We start from the raw sequence: 16320 nt of genomic DNA on the forward strand, positions 1-16320 counted from the left end.
TCTCTGCTAGTAAAGGTGAAGAAATTTTAATTACTAAAAGAGGGAAAGCTGCTGCAAAAATTGTGCCTATTGATTCTCATAATAATATTGAAATAGCAAAGATTGCAGCTCTTAGACTTCGAAAACTTGCAAAAGAAATTAATTTACAACCATTGGATTTAGAAGTATGGCTAAATTACAAAAATGAGGGTAAGAAGTAAAAAATGGATTAACACTTTATGATGCCTAGCTATTTAGAGCTAGCATTACGCTGTGGGTTACCAATAGCAACACTTGATAAATCCTTAAAACAAGCAAGTAAAGCTGCTGGGGTCGTAGTATTGTGATCACATCTTCACAAGTTGTAGCCAAGCTGCCCAGTCACGTTTGTCTAAATCTTCTTCAAACGATAATAAGTCTTTTACCGTCTGCTTACATATTTCTACGGAAGGGATTATAAGCTCTTGTTCTTTTATAGGATTTAGTAGGCATTGCGTTTTTCAAGCTTGTTCTAAATGGTAAGTATAAAACATAGCTTCATGAATAGTTTTGCCGCAGGTAATAGCACCGTAATTACGAAGTAACATCACATAATTCTGTTTAAGGTCAGTAACAAGTCTACTACTCTGTTTGTCGGCATCTAGTACTAGAGAATTATAATTATGATATGATATTCTGTCGTAAAAATGTAATGCCCATTGACTGATCGGTAAAAGCCCGCATTTTAAAGCAGAAACGGCAATAGCTGCAGGAGTATGATAATGAAAAATGGCAGAAATATCAGAGCGTGTTTTATAAATACTACCATGAATAAAGTAACCGGTTTTATTATATTGATATTCTTCCCCTTCTAAAATTTGTCCGTCTAAACTAACTTTTAAAAGATTCTCTGTAGTTACTTCTTCAAATCTTAGTCCAAAAGGATAAATATAGTAAAAATCGGCATTTTTAGGTCTTGCGGATAGATGCGTATAAGTATGATCATCCAGCGATAAATACGCCATTATTCGGTAAGCGGCAGCTAAATTATATTTTATATCCATAATTGTTAAAAATCTATATTGGTTTTATGTTATTCTCGCGTGATGTTGTTGCGTGAATCAGCTTTCCCGTCTGAGCTACGGAAATTGCATAGCAATTGACGAAGCAATCTCAGAAGTCTGTTATTATTTTATGAGATTGCCACGCAAGTACTACAACTGCTCGCAATGATGGGGTAATATCTACACAACAAGACCACACAGGAATGACATAGGAGCTGTGCAACAAATCCTCAACGCTATTTAAAAGGAGCGTATACCGCTTCTTCCTTTGTTTCTATAATCGCTTCTTTAGGAGCTTTTATGCATTCTTGTAAGGATTTCTTACCTAAATACGGTACTAGATTATAATTTAATATATAACATTGTAAATTATCTTTCTTACCGCTAAAGTTAAATTCAATTTTATTGCCTTGCTCCAATAGCTTTTTAACTTCTGTTGTTTGCTGGATAAAATTCTTTTGTTCTAAGTTTAAGTGTTTGATTCTTAGTATATTTTTTACTACAGAAAACGTAGAAACAGCAAGAAGCAGAAGGAATATAAATAACTCTTTATTACTTTGCTTGTGTAAGAAAATACTATTTTTAACATACGAAGCTGCCATCATTCCAATAGCTATAACATAACATCCAAGATATCTAAGTAACGATGCCCCTCTAATTGCCTCTTCATAACTAAAGTTAAAGAAATATAAATATAACCGCCACAAAGCAAAAATTATAAAACACGCAAACGTACTTATCAGGAAAAATTTATATTCTTTCAGCAAATCCGGTTTATATTTACGAATTCCGTACCATGCAGCTATACAAATGGTATATACAACTAAACTTCCTTCTTTTAATAAGAATAACAAGAGAAATTTACCGTAATTTAGTAATAATGATCTATGCTGTTCATTAAAATTTTCAGCAATATATACTAAATTGCTAAAACTATGTTCGCATCTGTCAAAAAAATCATGGGTATTTTTAAAATAACTCATCCAAATAAAATTACACAAAATAGGTAAAGTAAGTAAAATCAGATACGTAATATAATCACTTGATTTTTTAGGCTTTTTATAAAAAATTGTATAATGAGCTATAAGAATTATCGAAGCAAAACTAGCAAGCCATGTTCCAATTTCTCGGAAAGAGGCAAGTAATATCGTAATAGGTAAAATAAGCAATAATGCTTTTTTCTTGTCTTCCGCAAGGATATAAATTGCAAAAATAGCTCCGAACATTAAGCCAATAGTACTATCGTTATATATTGAACGAATTCCGGTCGTATATAATACTACGCTGCAAAGTAAAAGTGAAAACAACATTCCGGTTTGCCACAATTTCTTATTTGCGGCTAAAGGAGCTAGAAATGCTAAATGTAATAAGAAATGAGCAAATAATACGTTACCGTCCGAATAACCTGAAAGTAGCAGCATAAAATAATGATAAATGGCAGCTCCTCTTGGATAATGGGCATGAGTAGTAATAATGGCAGTTAACGAAGACTGATTTTCAAAAACACCGAAATATAACAGTTCTTTAGTAAATATTCCCCAATGTGAGAAATCATCATAAGCATGCAGCGATGCATCTCTGGTATAAAGAAAAAACAAAAGAATCAATAAAGTAAATACAATGATTTCAATTATATTTTTTCTAGATTCCTGCTTCCACAGAAATGACATGAAGGAGGTATTATTGCGTAGATCAAGAAATGCGTGCGGTGTCATACTGTGGCTTGACCACGGTATCCAAAAATATAACTTAAAAATACTAAACATTTTTAACTGGATCCCGCGATCAAGTCGCGGGATGACAGGAGCGGAGCCAACCCCTACAACAACGCCTATGAAATGCAGGAATGACATGAAAGCTAAAAATATACCGATGAAATAACATATATATGTTGCAGCCGGTAATAGCTTTAACATAGCAAAACAATATAAAATCGGTACTAATATGCTGATTGTTACGGGAATAGCGAAAGTCAATTTTGTTTTGAAATATTTGGCAAAAAAAGACGAAAACCCAAAAATGCTTAATATCGGTATTATGATCATATTAATTTGTAAATAATTTTTTGGTCATTGCGTGGACCGGTAAAACCCACTGTGTCACCCCGTGGCTTGACCACGAGGTCCAAAAAACAATAAAAAATACTAATAATTTTAGTATTTTTAACTGGATCCCGTGGTCAAGCCACGGGATGACAGAGATGAAATTGATTCACTCAACAAGGCCACGCGGGAATGACATGGAACGAAAATGTCCGGTACTATAGGTATCAATACCCGCTCGCAACAACGCCTTTATCACCCGTGTTTAATTTTAGCTTGTGCTGCAGCGATTCTTGCTATAGGGATACGGTATGGAGAACAAGAAACATAGTTTAAATTCATTCTATGAAAAAATTCTATAGAGGCAGGGTTCCCTGCATGTTCTCCGCAAGCTCCGAGTTTCAAATTAGCATTACTGCTTTTTCCGCGTTTTATAGCAATTTCAATTAATTCTCCTACTCCTTCTTCATCGAGAGTAGTAAATGGATCGGATTCAAAAATCTTTTCTTCTAAATAATATGGAAGAAAAGAGGCAATATCATCTCTAGAAATTCCATATGTAGTCTGAGTTAAATCATTAGTACCAAAACTAAAATAGTCAACTTCCTTAGCTATTTTCTTACTGCCGAGTGCTGCCCTGGGTAGTTCTATCATAGTACCGAGCGTAAAGGAAAACTTATATCTACAACGTTGCTCTAATGCCTCTATTACCGCATAAATATCCATTTTAAGCTTTTTTATTTCACCTACATTGCTAATTAAAGGAATCATTAATTCTAAGTTACATTCTATATGTTCTTTTTTATGTAGCTCAAAAATAGCTGTAAAAATTGCTTCAATTTGCATTTGATAAATTTCCGGCGAACATATACCAAGTCTACATCCACGGTGACCGAGCATAGGATTTACTTCATGCATAGCATGAAGACGTTGATTAATCATGGATAAAGGTAGATTTAAGCTATTGGCCAAATTCTTTTTATCTTCTTCGGTGGTAGGCAAAAACTCATGTAACGGCGGATCAAGTAATCTAATATTTACCGGTTTATCTTTCATTACTCTGAATAAAGCTTTAAAATCCTCAGTTTGCAGAGGTAATAATTTCTGCACAGCAAACTTTCTCCGTTCTATATCAGGAGCAATAATTATATCTCTTACTAAAGGAATTTTATTTTTATCAAAAAACATATGTTCGCTACGACACAAACCTATACCTTGAGCTCCAAACTTTATAGATACTAAAGCATCGTTAACTGTTTCAGCATTTGCACGAACTTTTAAGCTACTAATCTCGTCTGCCCAATCTAAAATTAATTTTGATTCCTCACTGAAAGTAGGTTGAATTAACGGCATTTCACCTAAGAAGATTTTACCGCTACCTCCGTCAATCGTTATAATATCACCTTGTTTAATAACTATGTCACCTGCTGTTAATATTTGCTTTTTCTCATCTATAGATAAATTACTTGTACCGCAAACACAAGGCTTCCCCATACCTCTTGCCACAACTGCGGCATGTGAAGTCATCCCCCCTCTAATAGTTAAAATACCTGAAGAAACATGCATTCCGTTAATATCCTCAGGACTAGTATCATGGCGTACTAAAATTACTTTATGATGATGAGATAATTTTTCGGCATCATAAGGTGAGAATACTGCAATACCTGTTGCAGCCCCAGGAGAAGCAGGTAGCCCCTCAGCAATAGAAGTAATCCCCTTACTGTAATCAATTCTTGTATGTAATAATTGATTTAATGATTCCGGATCGATTCGCATTAAGGCTTGTTCTTTAGAAATAAGCTTTTCTTCTACCATTTGTACGGCAATATTAATAGCAGCGATGGCTGTTCGTTTTGCAGTACGTGTTTGCAAAATATATAGCTTATTATTTTCTATAGTGAATTCTATATCCTGCATATCTAAGTAATGTTCTTCAAGCTTTTGCGCAATTTGTGATAACTCCTTAAACACTTCCGGCATCATTGCTTGCATAGAATTTGAATCATTTGCAATAATAGGCATAGGTGTTCTAGTTCCCGATACTATGTCTTCACCTTGAGCATTTATTAAAAACTCTCCAAAGAGCTTTTTTTCTCCTGTAGAAGGTGATCTAGTAAAAGCAACTCCCGTAGCTGAAGTTTTACCTAAATTACCGAAAACCATTGTTTGGATATTAATAGCCGTACCAAAATCCTCCGAAATATTATTGATTTTTCTATATACAACCGCTCTATTACTCATCCAAGAATGTAGCACCGCTTTAATTGCCGATTCTAACTGTTCATAAGGATCATTAATTAGTTGCTTAGTATACTTAATATGCAACCGTTTGAAATCATCAATAATTTTTTCTAATAATTCTACGGTAATATCGCTATCTTTATGAATATCGGCTTGCATCTTGTGCTTTTCGTAAATTTGTTCAAATAGATCACTAGGTATAGATAATACCGTTGAACCGTACATTTCTAAAAATCTTTTGTAACTATCAAGAGCAAATCGTTTATCACCGCAGGAATCCGCAAGAGCATTACACACTTCGTTATTCATTCCAAGATTAAGGATAGTATCCATCATTCCAGGCATTGAAATCGTAGAGCCCGAACGCACCGATAATAACAAAGGATTGCTTGTACTGCCGAAAATTTTACCGGTAGTTATTTCAAGTTCGGTGATAGCTTTTTTTAAGTCGCTTTGAAAGTTTTTAGGAAAGTTATTATTATGGGTATAAAAGTAATTACATAGCTCTGTAGTTATTGTAAAACCATCAGGAATAGGTAGTTTGAGGTTAGACATTTCGGCAAGACCAGCACCTTTGTTACCAAGTATATTTTTCATGCTAGCGTTTCCATCACTACCATTACTGCCAAAATAATAAATTAATTTTTTCATATCATATATCAAAATTTGCTAACAATTTATGTGTTTAGGAGCATTAAATACATATTTATACAGTATGAAAAAAATAGTAGCAACGTTAAATTAAGAATATCTTTAATAAAATAGTTGAAATTTTAAATTTGTTATTATACTTGCTAATTTAATTATATTCTGTGTACAAAAGTCAAATTTTCAAAAAAATCTTATTAATTTTCGCTAAAAAATATCTCAAAATAGCAAATCAATTAGAAACCTTCACAGAACCTAATAAGTTAATTGAACTTATTCTAAATGTTATTGACTAATTTAAGAAAATTGACCATAATTCTAAATGGTCGTGCAGTTGCGTGATGATATAGCAAAGCTATAGATCACGAGGAAAGTCCGGACTCTATAGAGGTATGGTGCCGGTTAACCTCCGGCAGAGTATTATTACTTTAGGGACAGTACCACAGAAAATACACCGCCAAGTATGAATACGAAGATCAACTTCAAAAAGCGCTAGGAGTTCACAAGACGAGGAATGGAGCGTATACTTAATACGTGAGTACCTGTAGTACTTGTGGAATGACGCAGCCAATTTTTGAAGTTGATCGAGTATTTTTGGTAAGGGTGAAAAGGTACGGTAAGAGCGTACCGGTAAGTTGGTAACAAATTACGCATGGTAAACCCCACCAAGAGCAAGATCAAATAGGCGTTACAGAACTTATCAAGTTCCCGGGTTATCTCTAGCCGGCTTGTAATGCGGGTAGATCGCTTGAGGTAAACGGTAACGTTTATCCTAGATAAATAACTGCAATGAATTTATATTCATACAGAATCCGGCTTATAGACCTTATTGTCATCCCGCGACTTGATCGCGGGAGCTTAGAAAACAGCTTAATAAATATTGATAGATCCTGCGATCAAGTCGCGGAATGACTAGGACTATAACACAATTTAATGAAAAAGTTATATCATAATCCTATTTGTCCTCTTTCAAGACAAGCCCGTGTCTTCTTAAAAGAATTAGATATAGAATTTACTACGATTAAAGAAGATTATTGGCAATTCAATAAAGATTTCTTAAAAATAAATCCTGCCGGGACTTTACCTATTTTAGCAGAATCATACGGCTTATTTGTGGTAGGTGTTTATCCTTTTGTTGAATATCTTAATAGCAAATATCCGAATTTTAATTTTTTAGATGAAGATATTGATATTTGTTGCGAAATTAGACGATTATTCTTTTGGTTTAACGATAAATTTTATCGTGAAGTTACTAAGATTATTATCGATGAAAAAGTTATAAGATCAATTGCTAAAATGAGCAGCCCACGAACCGAGTTTTTACGTGCTGCAAAAAATAATTTAAATTATCACTTAGAATATATAACTTCTTTACTAGAAAAAAGAAGTTATCTTGTATCGGATTCACTAACTATTGCCGATATTGCCGCAAGTTGTCACTTATCGGTACTCGATTATTTCGGTGAGATTTATTGGGATAAATGGGCGCTTATCAAACATTGGTATTCACTAATTAAATCAAGACCGGCTTTTAGGTTATTACTACAAGATAGAATCCCTGGCTTTACCCCTCCAAACTATTATACAGATTTAGATTTTTGAACAGACTTCTTCGGAAACTCTACTTCTAGAAGTAATTTGTGCGTCAATTCGCTGCTCGCATCCTCTCACGTACTTCTTATGTACGCTGCGGTGCTGTGCTGCGTGTTTCCTACAAATTCCTCTCTATAAGCGCGTTTCCGAAGAAGTCTAATATATAATTTAATAATTTGATTCTTTCCGTATCATGAGCTTTTAGTATTTTATGAATATTATTAAGAGATTGATTTTTTATGAGTGCAGGCTCATATTCAAGATGAACTCCACTTAAAATAGCTGTCCCGTCGCCGTAAGTACATTTTATTATTGCAGCCTGAGAATCCTCATAACTTGCTATTATTTCAGTATCTTTGGTATTTTCTGTATCAATAAAATATCCGCCGCCATTATAAAAAGCATAACAATCCTTAATATTTAAATTAAGTGTTGGATTTATTTTTAGATAAGCGGCTCTTGCTCCTTTATGTGAGTTGTAATAATAAGGAGCAAGCAATGGTCCTCTAACCGTTCCATTGAAAATCTTTAATTCTCTTTTACCTATAACCTCTATATTTGTTCCTTTAGCGAATTCTACATAGTTACCGCTGTAGTAACTGCCTGCACATATCCCAAGAAAATTACCACCGTTTTTAATATAATTCTTTATATTAGCATTTCCTTTGCCTTGCAATTTTTGTACATAGTATAAATCTCTTCCACCGAGTAAAATAAGTAATAAGGTGTTTTGAACCCACTTTTCGTCTATAATTTCTTGTGCAGTAATATAATCTATGTTATGCTTTGGAGCATAAAGTCTTAAGGTATGCACGCAATGCTTAATACTTTCTTTTGAAACTCCTAGATCATTATAAATTTTTATTTTCATTTTTATATTCTTGACAAGGACATTATATAATTCTATTTAGTGTAATTACTTAAAAATAAATCATGTTGTAATTTTATGCAACTTAATTCAATCTCACTACCGTTAACCACAAGGCAAGCAATAGAAATAGTTTTAGGAGTGGCATTACTTACTATTTGTTCACAAATAGTAATACCTATAAAGCCTATATTTATTTCATTGCAAACCGTTGCAGTGATATTCATCGGACTTACATATAATAAGACTACTGCACCTTTAACAATATTATCTTTCATAACTCTTGGAGCAATGGGAATCCCTGTGTTCGGAGAATTTTCAAGCGGTTTACGAATATTATTCGGTCCTACCGGAGGATATCTAGCAGGTTTTGTAATTGCCGTATATGTTATGGCTAGCTTAAAAGATAAAATTTTTACTTCTAATAAATGGTTAAATCAGATATCTTTATGTTTGATCGGTAATATAATTATTATGAGTTTAGGCTGGATGTGGCTCTCTACACTCTTAGGAGCAAGCGGTGCATTTTACGGCGGCGTATTACCTTTTATAATACCAGGAATAATTAAATCAGTATTATTAATTGGACTTATCAAGGCAGTAAAACCAAAAACTCGATGAACTTCAGTATTGCCTAAAAACAGTTGATCTAAAGTTTCGATGTCATTCCCGCGCAAACGGGAATCAGTTACTTTTAAGCTTTTTAAAAGCTCGATTTATCTCGCTTTACCCTGGATTCCCACTTGCGCGGGAATGATAATGATATCGAGTAGATTTTTCGAACCATACAAAAACACCACCTTTGCAGGAATGGCATCGATCTTTAAGTTGACAACAAATATGGTATAACTCTATCATTCATGAAAAAAATCAATAACAATGCTAATGCCGCATTTTCCAGTGCCGACCTGGAAAAATAACATTAAATATGATCTTGAAAATATAGCAAGACTTTTAAGAGCCTTAGGTAACTCTCATTTAAGGCTTCCTCCCGTCATACATATAGCAGGTACAAACGGTAAAGGTTCAAGCAGTGCTATGCTTAAAAGCATCTTTACGCTTGCCGGTTATAAGGTACATTGCTATACATCTCCTCATTTATTAGAATTTAATGAACGAATCGTAGTAGCAGGTGAGAAAATCTCGGATAATGAATTATGGCAGGTTTGTGAGCAGGTGAGGGTAGCAAGCGAAAAATTTAATATTGAACCTAGCTTCTTTGAAGGTACTACGGCAGCAGCGTTTCTAGCATTTGAGAAAACAAAAGCCGATATATTAATTTTAGAGACGGGACTAGGCGGTCGGTTAGACGCAACAAATATAGTAGAACAACCGTTAATTACTTTAATTACACCTATTGCATATGATCATATGCATATGCTGGGTAATACATTACCCCTAATAGCAGTTGAGAAAGCTGGTATTATGAAGTCTTGCGTTCCTTGCGTTATAAGTATGCAAGCTTTGGAAGTTTATGAAACATTATTTGCAAAGGCTGAAGAGTTAGAAGTACCGAGTTTCTATTATGAATATGATTTCGGTATTAAAAAGACGGACAACGGATTTATTTATTCATCACGAAATTTTACCTATGAGTTCCCGACTCCTTCGCTACTTGGTGATCATCAATTAATAAATGCTGCAAGCGTTATTGCCTTGATAAGCCTTATTAACAAACAATTTAATATTAATAATGAGGTTATTGCTAAAGGATTACAAAATACTATTTGGCCTGCTAGAATCGAAAAAATAGAACCGAAAAAATATTCTAAATTAATAGGTGATAATGTTCAAATTTGGATAGACGCAGCTCACAATAATAGCGGAGCTCAAGTTTTGGCAAATTGGATGCGTGATAATTTAAAATCATCGATATATTTAATACTCGGTATGACTAAAAATAGGAATATCAAGGAATTTTGCTCTTACTTTAAGGGTTTGACAATTAAAGGTTACGGCGTTAAAGTTTTATCCGAACCGCTAAGCCATAGTGCAGAAACAATAAATTTGGAAGGCAGAAAGAGTGGTATTGATTTTAGCGAAAGCTACTCACTCGAAGAAGCGATTAGTGATATAAAGAAGATAAACGGCGATAATAAAGCAAATATTATAATAACCGGATCGCTTTATTTAGCTTCCGATTTTTATAAGTTACTATGATGTCATTCCTGCGTGGATACTAAATCGTCATTGCGAGCAACTGCAAGGAGCGTGGCAATCTCATAAAGTAGGACTCCTGAGATTGCTTCGTCAAAATTTTCAATTTTTCCTCGCAATGACGTATTGATTCTCGCTATAAATATATAAAAACCAACATAGGAGAAAATAACATGACCTATTGCAACAAATCTAATCAAACCTCATATCCTTTTATCTTACCTGATTTACCTTATGAGAAAGAAAGTTTTAAACCACATTTTACTCTCGAGACTTTTGATTATCATCATGGTAAGCATCATAATACTTATGTACAAAATCTAAACAATTTACTCAAAGATAAAGAAGAATTACAAAAAAAAGATTTAGAAGAAATAATAGAATGGTCATCACAAAACTCAAATGCGGCTATTTTTAATAACGCAGCCCAAATATGGAATCATACCTTTTTTTGGCATTCAATAAAGCCGCAGGGCGGAGGTAAGCCAGGCGGTAAAATATTAGAACAAATTAATAAAGATTTCGGTAGTTTTGAAGAGTTTTGCGAACAGTTTAAGCAAGAGGCAGTAGGGCAGTTCGGTAGCGGCTGGGCATGGCTTGTATATCACGATAATAGGTTACAAATTATAAAAACCGCTAATGCCGGTACACCTATAGCAAACGGTATGAAGCCGCTTCTTGCATGTGATGTATGGGAACATGCTTATTATATTGATTATCGTAACAAACGACCTGATTATGTTGACATATTTATTAAGCATATGATTAACTGGAAGTTTGTAGCAGATAACTTAATAAAATAAAACTATGGCTGATATAAAGGTAAGAAAACATCCTATTATTAATAATCTGAATCTGAAGCAAGAGTCAAAAACTCCTGTAGTTAATGAGCAATCTGATATATTAGAGGAGTTAAAAGACCTAAAAAAATTCAACAATCTTCTAGCAATCAAACAAAAACATTGCAGGAGTTAGAGCAAGCACAGAAAGCTCCTATCGAATATATAGCTTTTAGTGGAGGAGGAGCTAAGGGAGCAATATATTCCGGAGCTTACGAGGCAACAAAAAAAGCTGGTATTTTAGATAATGTCAAGGCGGTAGCAGGTTCTTCCGCTGGTGCTATAACTGCCACAGTGGTAGCTCTTGGGACACCGCCTGAGCGATTTGAAGAAATTTCTAAAAATACAAATCTGCAAACTTTACTTGGCAAAAAAGGATTTTCTGCGGATATAGTACAGTTAAATAAAGACGGTAAACCTTTATATGCTCTATTAGAACTTGTTATTAAAGAAAATATAGGAAATTTTTTACAGAGATCAGATATAGTAAATGTTAAAGATGATAAAGTTCTTGATGAATTAAGAGAAAGATACAACCAAAAAGACGGTAAAATATATTTTAAGGATATAGCGTTACTGCGAAAATACGATCCAGTGCAGTATAAGGATTTAGTAATTACGGCAACTCAGCAAGAGACAAGTGAACTAACTATTTTCAATAGCTTTGATATGCCAAATGTTGAAATTGCTTTAGCTTGCCGTGCTTCTGCTTCTATACCACTTGTTTTTAAGCCGGTAGAAATTGACAGTAAAAAATATATCGACGGTGGATATAGAGATAATATACCGACAAAATATTTTAAGGGCAATGAATCGGAATTTGATACAAAAGCAGTAACTGATAATGAAGGAAGATTACCTTAGCTAAAAAGCAAGGTAGAACTCTAGCTATGGCTTTTGGTATGGGTATGGAAGCTGATGCAAATATTGCTAAGTTTAAATTTACTAAACAAGATTTAGAAAGCTTTATAACTAAGAGTAAAAAATTCAAAGCAAACATAGTGTAGCTACAAGTCATGTCAGTAGGGGGTGAGTTAGGTGTTTTTATGTCATTCCCGCTTTCGCGGGAATGACATCGAGCGGGTTTTTCGAGCCATGCAACAAAGCTCGCCTTTCCTCGCAATGACGACTACTAAAAAAAATGAATATCGGTAAATTTAAACTAATTGTTTTTGACAAGCTAGACAGTACAAACTCTGAGGCTATGAAAATGGCTCAGAATGCTAAAGTTGATTCAAACTATGCAGTACTTGCCAAATCTCAAACTAATGGACATGGTAGAAGCGGCAAAAACTGGCAGTCTAGGTCAGGTAACTTACATGTAAGTTTACTAATAAAGCCTGATAAAGAGCTAGAATTATTGCCGCAATTATCTTTTGTTACGGCACTTAGCGTTTATGATAGTATAACCTCTTTATGTCACTCCCATAGTTTTCTATGTCATTCCCGCGAAAGCGGGAATGACATCAGGAACGAAAATAACATTATACAACTAAAATGGCCTAATGATGTATTAATTAACGGTCAGAAAATTGCCGGTATACTTCTTGAATCTGTTAAAGTAGAAAATAATTATTACCTTATTATCGGTATCGGCATTAATATTACCTATCACCCTGATAATATCGACCAACCTACTACTAGCTTAATAAGCGAAAATCTACCGCCTATAGAACCGCAAGCTTTACTTGAGATATTAATAGAAAATTTTGAAGAATATTATCAAATTTGGCATAATAACGGTTTTCCTTTTATTAGAAAAAAATGGTTAGAACATGCTTATAAGTTATATGAAAATATTAGCGTTAAATATCAAAATGATATAGTAACCGGTCTTTTTAAAGATATCGATAATACCGGCAGAATAATATTGCAACTACCTTCCAAAAAAATAATCTCTTTTTCCACTGCTGAACTTTTTTTTAGCAAAAATATTACTAAATTTAAATTGTAGATTTAATTTTTGTTAACTTCTACTTAAGCTCCAATTTAACAAGGTAATAAATATATGCCCCAAGAGAATAACAACCCAAGTTATCTGTCTCAAGCGTTTTTAACAAATGCATATGAGCAATTAAACGAATTTAAAAAACTTTCTTCTAATAACATTCGTACATTAATGCAAGATTTTTATAAAATTGAAAAAGCTTTTAAATGTACATTATTTACGGGTAATAATAACGCATGTGAAGGTTTAGTAGAATTATATGACGAAGTAATAAAAAAAATGCCTAATTATGAACTTCAAAATATAAATATAACACAATTTAGAGATATTATGGTCTCAGTCGGAAGAGAACTTAAGCATGAAAAATGTATAAATACCTCCTTATTGTCAGTAAATATTAATGAAAAATTTCTTAAACCAAGTGTTGTTACACACGTAAAAACTATTAAAATATGTCAACAGCAAAATAGTGAAGATCCTTTCGCAATTAACGAGTCAGAAATATTTAATCAAAAATGCAAGGTTAAGCAGTACGGAATTTGAGCAATTTAATAGCTTTTTTAAAGCAAGACGTGGAAGTAATTTTGCTTTGAGATTTAGGAATTATGCAGATTATAGAGGAATTAACGAGGTTATTGCTAAAGGGGACGGTAATTTAAATAAATTTCAGCTAAGGAAGATATATAGCGATCCTATTGCTCCTTACGAACGAGTTATCACTAAACCGGTTAATAATAGTGTAATTCTATATATTAATAATGTAAGAACTATGGGCATTGTAGATTACAACGATGGTATAGTGACCTTACCAAATCCCTTAGGTCAAGATGTAATTTTAACTGCTGATTTTACTTTTGACGTAGCAGTTAGATTTAGTATAGATAGTTTTGAATATTCTTATTGTAATGACGGTTCTATAGCGTTATCCAACATAAAGTTAGTGGAGGTGATTATATGAGTATTGCGATTGAAGAGGTAATTACAAAGCTTACGAATTTTATTTATTGTTTTCAAATTAAGCGAGCTAGCGGTGAGGAATTAAACTTAACAAATAGCGATCATGCTATAAAAAGTGCAGAGAGAGTTTTTTTACCGAATTCCGGTTTAGATTTAAAAGAAGCGGAATTTAACGATTCCGCACAAAACCATATAATCATTGAAGGTATTTTTGAGGAAAACGGCATTACAACGACAATGGATTTAAATAATGCTATTGTTAAAATAATAATATATACTGACAAGGTTTTTGAGCATTTCGTTACATATTATTGCACTTTATATACCAAAATACGATTTAAACTTGTAAATACATTTAAAACCCGAAACGGTAAAATATAATCAGACTATAATTAATCGATATAGCAAAACATGTAGAGCAGTTTTCGGAGATAGTCAATGTAAAATAGATAAAGCTTTATATAGTGGCATATATAATAGTGGCATATATAAGGTTCAAGAAATGCTCAAGGAAAGTTTAAGAATACTAGATTTAGATAAAGAAAACGGCTATTATAACGACGGTCAAATTATATTCAGCGAAAATCGTTTTAACAGTATAAGTTCTAAGCAATTTCGGTGATTTGATTATATTAGAGGATATTATACCGGATTATGTTAAAGATGCCGAGGAAGTAAAAATTACTGCCGGATGTGATAAAAATTTTATAACCTGTTGCAATAAATTTAATAATGCTATAAATTTTAGGGGCGAACCGCTAATACCAAAAACAGATTTTATAAATTTAGTATAATCAATGAAACAAAGTTTTATAAAACTAGTATATGCAGAGCTAAAGAATATAATAAATATGAAAAGCTCCAAACAACAGCAACAAAAAGAAACGCAATTAATTGATTATTTTAAAATAGTTGAAAGTAATATATTATATACATTTCAAAAAATAAAAAAGGAATATGAAAGAGACTAAACGTTTTTTTAACAAAAATAATAGATTAAATAAAGGTTATGCTAAGACTTTTAGTGTAAACGAACCTGATAATAATTTTTACCGTAAAAAATTTGAACATATATTACCGCCAATTGATTTAATCAGTGAGTATGAGAGTATTTATCCCGGTACTTTACAGGAATTAATACATATGGCACAACAAGAACAAGCTCATAAGCATGCTATAGACCTAAAAAACTTGAAAATACAGGCAAGAGTCGCTAAATTAACACGAATCTGTTTATTAATATTTGGAATTTGCCTTGTAGTTTCAATTTTTTTTAAAACTTTCTAAATAAAATTAAAGATAAAATATTTTATTTACTTGTAATTTTAAATAAAATAAGTTAAATGCAATATATATTTATTTATAAACATAATACGGAGAAATTTTATTTCTAAAAATAATTTTCCTAAGGCTAATAGAGAAATCAGAGCTAGAGAAGTTCGTTTAGTAGGCGAAAACGGCGAAATGCACGGCGTCATAAATATTAGAGAAGCATTAGATATGGCGGAAAGAGCCGGTCTTGACTTAGTCGAGATATCACCGAATGCTGTACCCCCTGTCTGTAAAATTCTAGATTTTGGTAAGTTTAAGTACGAAAGCAAAAAACGTTTGCATGAAGCACGCAAAAAGCAAAAAATCGTCGTACTTAAAGAAATGAAATTTAAACCTAATATTAGTATAGGTGATTTTGAAACTAAGTTAAGAAAAATAAAAGAATTTTTAAAAGACGGAGATAAAGTAAAAATTTCTTTATGGTTTAAGGGACGAGAGATTCTTCATAAAGAGGTCGGTCAAGAACTATTTAAACGTATAGAAGTAGGGCTCGAAGGACTCGTTAAAATCGATCAGCATGCTAAAATGGAAGGTAAGCAGATGATAATGATCGTTAGCCCTGATATTAAGGTGCAATAGCTACTCAAATCGTCATTGCGCGCGAACGTAGAGAGTGTAGCAATCTCAGGAATTTTACTGTTTCATGAGATTGCCGCGTCGAGGCTTTGCCTCT

Annotated in this window: 15 protein-coding genes, 1 other RNA gene and 6 pseudogenes; 17 read left to right on the forward strand and 5 right to left on the reverse strand. The window is 33.1% G+C overall.

What is annotated here, in order from left to right:
* Window positions 1–8: 8 nt before the first annotated feature.
* Together O6R16_RS05235 and O6R16_RS05240 are read left to right on the forward strand one after the other, a co-directional pair.
* Window positions 9–200: pseudogene (locus tag O6R16_RS05235) on the forward strand (type II toxin-antitoxin system Phd/YefM family antitoxin); the annotation flags it as partial.
* A pseudogene (locus O6R16_RS05240) lies at window positions 197–326 on the forward strand (type II toxin-antitoxin system VapC family toxin); the annotation flags it as partial. The pseudogenes O6R16_RS05235 and O6R16_RS05240, both read left to right, overlap by 4 nt.
* Here the strand turns inward: O6R16_RS05240 and O6R16_RS05245 are convergent.
* Together O6R16_RS05245 and O6R16_RS05250 are read right to left on the reverse strand one after the other, a co-directional pair.
* Window positions 327–1022 (reverse strand): annotated as a pseudogene (locus tag O6R16_RS05245) (class II aldolase/adducin family protein).
* Window positions 1023–1258: 236 nt separating this feature from the next.
* Entirely contained in the window at window positions 1259–2938 is a 1680-nt protein-coding gene (locus tag O6R16_RS05250) for a hypothetical protein (protein ID WP_499680299.1), read from the reverse strand.
* Window positions 2939–2966: 28 nt separating this feature from the next.
* Here O6R16_RS05250 and O6R16_RS05255 point away from each other — a divergent pair, with 28 nt between their 5' ends.
* Window positions 2967–3083, forward strand: a complete 117-nt coding sequence (locus tag O6R16_RS05255; protein ID WP_014408648.1) for a hypothetical protein — start codon at window positions 2967–2969, stop codon at window positions 3081–3083.
* A gap of 236 nt (window positions 3084–3319) precedes the next feature.
* Here the strand turns inward: O6R16_RS05255 and ppdK are convergent, their stop codons facing one another.
* Window positions 3320–5956 carry a pyruvate, phosphate dikinase gene (ppdK, locus tag O6R16_RS05260; RefSeq protein WP_499680300.1) on the reverse strand — a complete coding sequence of 879 codons (2637 nt, stop codon included), beginning with the start codon at window positions 5954–5956 and terminating at the stop codon, window positions 3320–3322.
* 315 nt (window positions 5957–6271) lie between these two features.
* Between ppdK and rnpB the strand changes: the two genes are divergently transcribed.
* An RNA gene (gene rnpB, locus O6R16_RS05265) (RNase P RNA component class A) lies at window positions 6272–6789 on the forward strand.
* A 97-nt stretch (window positions 6790–6886) separates the two neighbouring features.
* A complete protein-coding gene (locus O6R16_RS05270; protein ID WP_499680301.1) occupies window positions 6887–7555 on the forward strand; it encodes a glutathione S-transferase family protein in 669 nt (222 codons plus the stop codon).
* Here the strand turns inward: O6R16_RS05270 and O6R16_RS05275 are convergent.
* Both O6R16_RS05275 and O6R16_RS05280 read right to left on the reverse strand, forming a co-directional pair.
* Window positions 7543–7722 (reverse strand): annotated as a pseudogene (locus tag O6R16_RS05275) (palindromic element RPE1 domain-containing protein); the annotation flags it as partial. The gene O6R16_RS05270 and the pseudogene O6R16_RS05275 overlap by 13 nt on opposite strands.
* A complete protein-coding gene (locus O6R16_RS05280; protein ID WP_499680302.1) occupies window positions 7665–8417 on the reverse strand; it encodes a BPL-N domain-containing protein in 753 nt (250 codons plus the stop codon). The pseudogene O6R16_RS05275 and the gene O6R16_RS05280, both read right to left, overlap by 58 nt.
* Before the next feature lie 75 nt (window positions 8418–8492).
* Between O6R16_RS05280 and O6R16_RS05285 the strand changes: the two genes are divergently transcribed.
* The 12 genes and pseudogenes from O6R16_RS05285 (at window position 8493) to infC (ending at window position 16226) form a co-directional block, all read left to right on the forward strand.
* Window positions 8493–9035: a biotin transporter BioY gene (locus tag O6R16_RS05285; RefSeq protein WP_499680303.1), complete on the forward strand. Its 543-nt coding sequence runs from the start codon at window positions 8493–8495 to the stop codon at window positions 9033–9035.
* A gap of 258 nt (window positions 9036–9293) precedes the next feature.
* Window positions 9294–10574, forward strand: a complete 1281-nt coding sequence (locus tag O6R16_RS05290) for a folylpolyglutamate synthase/dihydrofolate synthase family protein (protein WP_499680304.1) — start codon at window positions 9294–9296, stop codon at window positions 10572–10574.
* 170 nt (window positions 10575–10744) lie between these two features.
* On the forward strand, window positions 10745–11374 hold the full coding sequence (locus O6R16_RS05295) for a superoxide dismutase (RefSeq protein ID WP_499680305.1): 630 nt from the start codon (window positions 10745–10747) through the stop codon (window positions 11372–11374).
* A 4-nt stretch (window positions 11375–11378) separates the two neighbouring features.
* Window positions 11379–12387 (forward strand): annotated as a pseudogene (locus O6R16_RS05300) (patatin-like phospholipase family protein); the annotation flags it as partial.
* A gap of 164 nt (window positions 12388–12551) precedes the next feature.
* Window positions 12552–13364, forward strand: a complete 813-nt coding sequence (locus O6R16_RS05305) for a biotin--[acetyl-CoA-carboxylase] ligase (RefSeq protein WP_499680306.1) — start codon at window positions 12552–12554, stop codon at window positions 13362–13364.
* A gap of 54 nt (window positions 13365–13418) precedes the next feature.
* Window positions 13419–13901 carry a hypothetical protein gene (locus tag O6R16_RS05310; protein ID WP_499680307.1) on the forward strand — a complete coding sequence of 161 codons (483 nt, stop codon included), beginning with the start codon at window positions 13419–13421 and terminating at the stop codon, window positions 13899–13901.
* The gene (locus O6R16_RS05315) at window positions 13828–14316 is read left to right on the forward strand and encodes a phage distal tail protein, Rcc01695 family (RefSeq protein WP_499680308.1); all 489 of its coding nucleotides are present in this window, start codon (window positions 13828–13830) and stop codon (window positions 14314–14316) included. The genes O6R16_RS05310 and O6R16_RS05315 overlap by 74 nt, the downstream gene beginning before the upstream one ends.
* A pseudogene (locus O6R16_RS05320) lies at window positions 14313–14540 on the forward strand (baseplate hub domain-containing protein); the annotation flags it as partial. The gene O6R16_RS05315 and the pseudogene O6R16_RS05320, both read left to right, overlap by 4 nt.
* Before the next feature lie 398 nt (window positions 14541–14938).
* Entirely contained in the window at window positions 14939–15109 is a 171-nt protein-coding gene (locus O6R16_RS05325) for a phage BR0599 family protein (protein ID WP_016916830.1), read from the forward strand.
* A gap of 3 nt (window positions 15110–15112) precedes the next feature.
* Window positions 15113–15286: a hypothetical protein gene (locus O6R16_RS05330; protein ID WP_499680309.1), complete on the forward strand. Its 174-nt coding sequence runs from the start codon at window positions 15113–15115 to the stop codon at window positions 15284–15286.
* Window positions 15273–15602 (forward strand): DUF2335 domain-containing protein, encoded by a 330-nt coding sequence (locus O6R16_RS05335; RefSeq protein WP_499680310.1) that lies wholly within the window; start codon window positions 15273–15275, stop codon window positions 15600–15602. The genes O6R16_RS05330 and O6R16_RS05335 overlap by 14 nt, the downstream gene beginning before the upstream one ends.
* A gap of 135 nt (window positions 15603–15737) precedes the next feature.
* Complete coding sequence (gene infC / locus O6R16_RS05340; protein WP_499680347.1) at window positions 15738–16226, forward strand: translation initiation factor IF-3; 489 nt, start codon at window positions 15738–15740, stop codon at window positions 16224–16226.
* Window positions 16227–16320: the final 94 nt, after the last annotated feature.

Source organism: Candidatus Rickettsia tasmaniensis, from assembly GCF_036857515.1.
In the GTDB taxonomy this organism is placed as follows: Bacteria; Pseudomonadota; Alphaproteobacteria; order Rickettsiales; family Rickettsiaceae; genus Rickettsia; species Rickettsia rickettsii.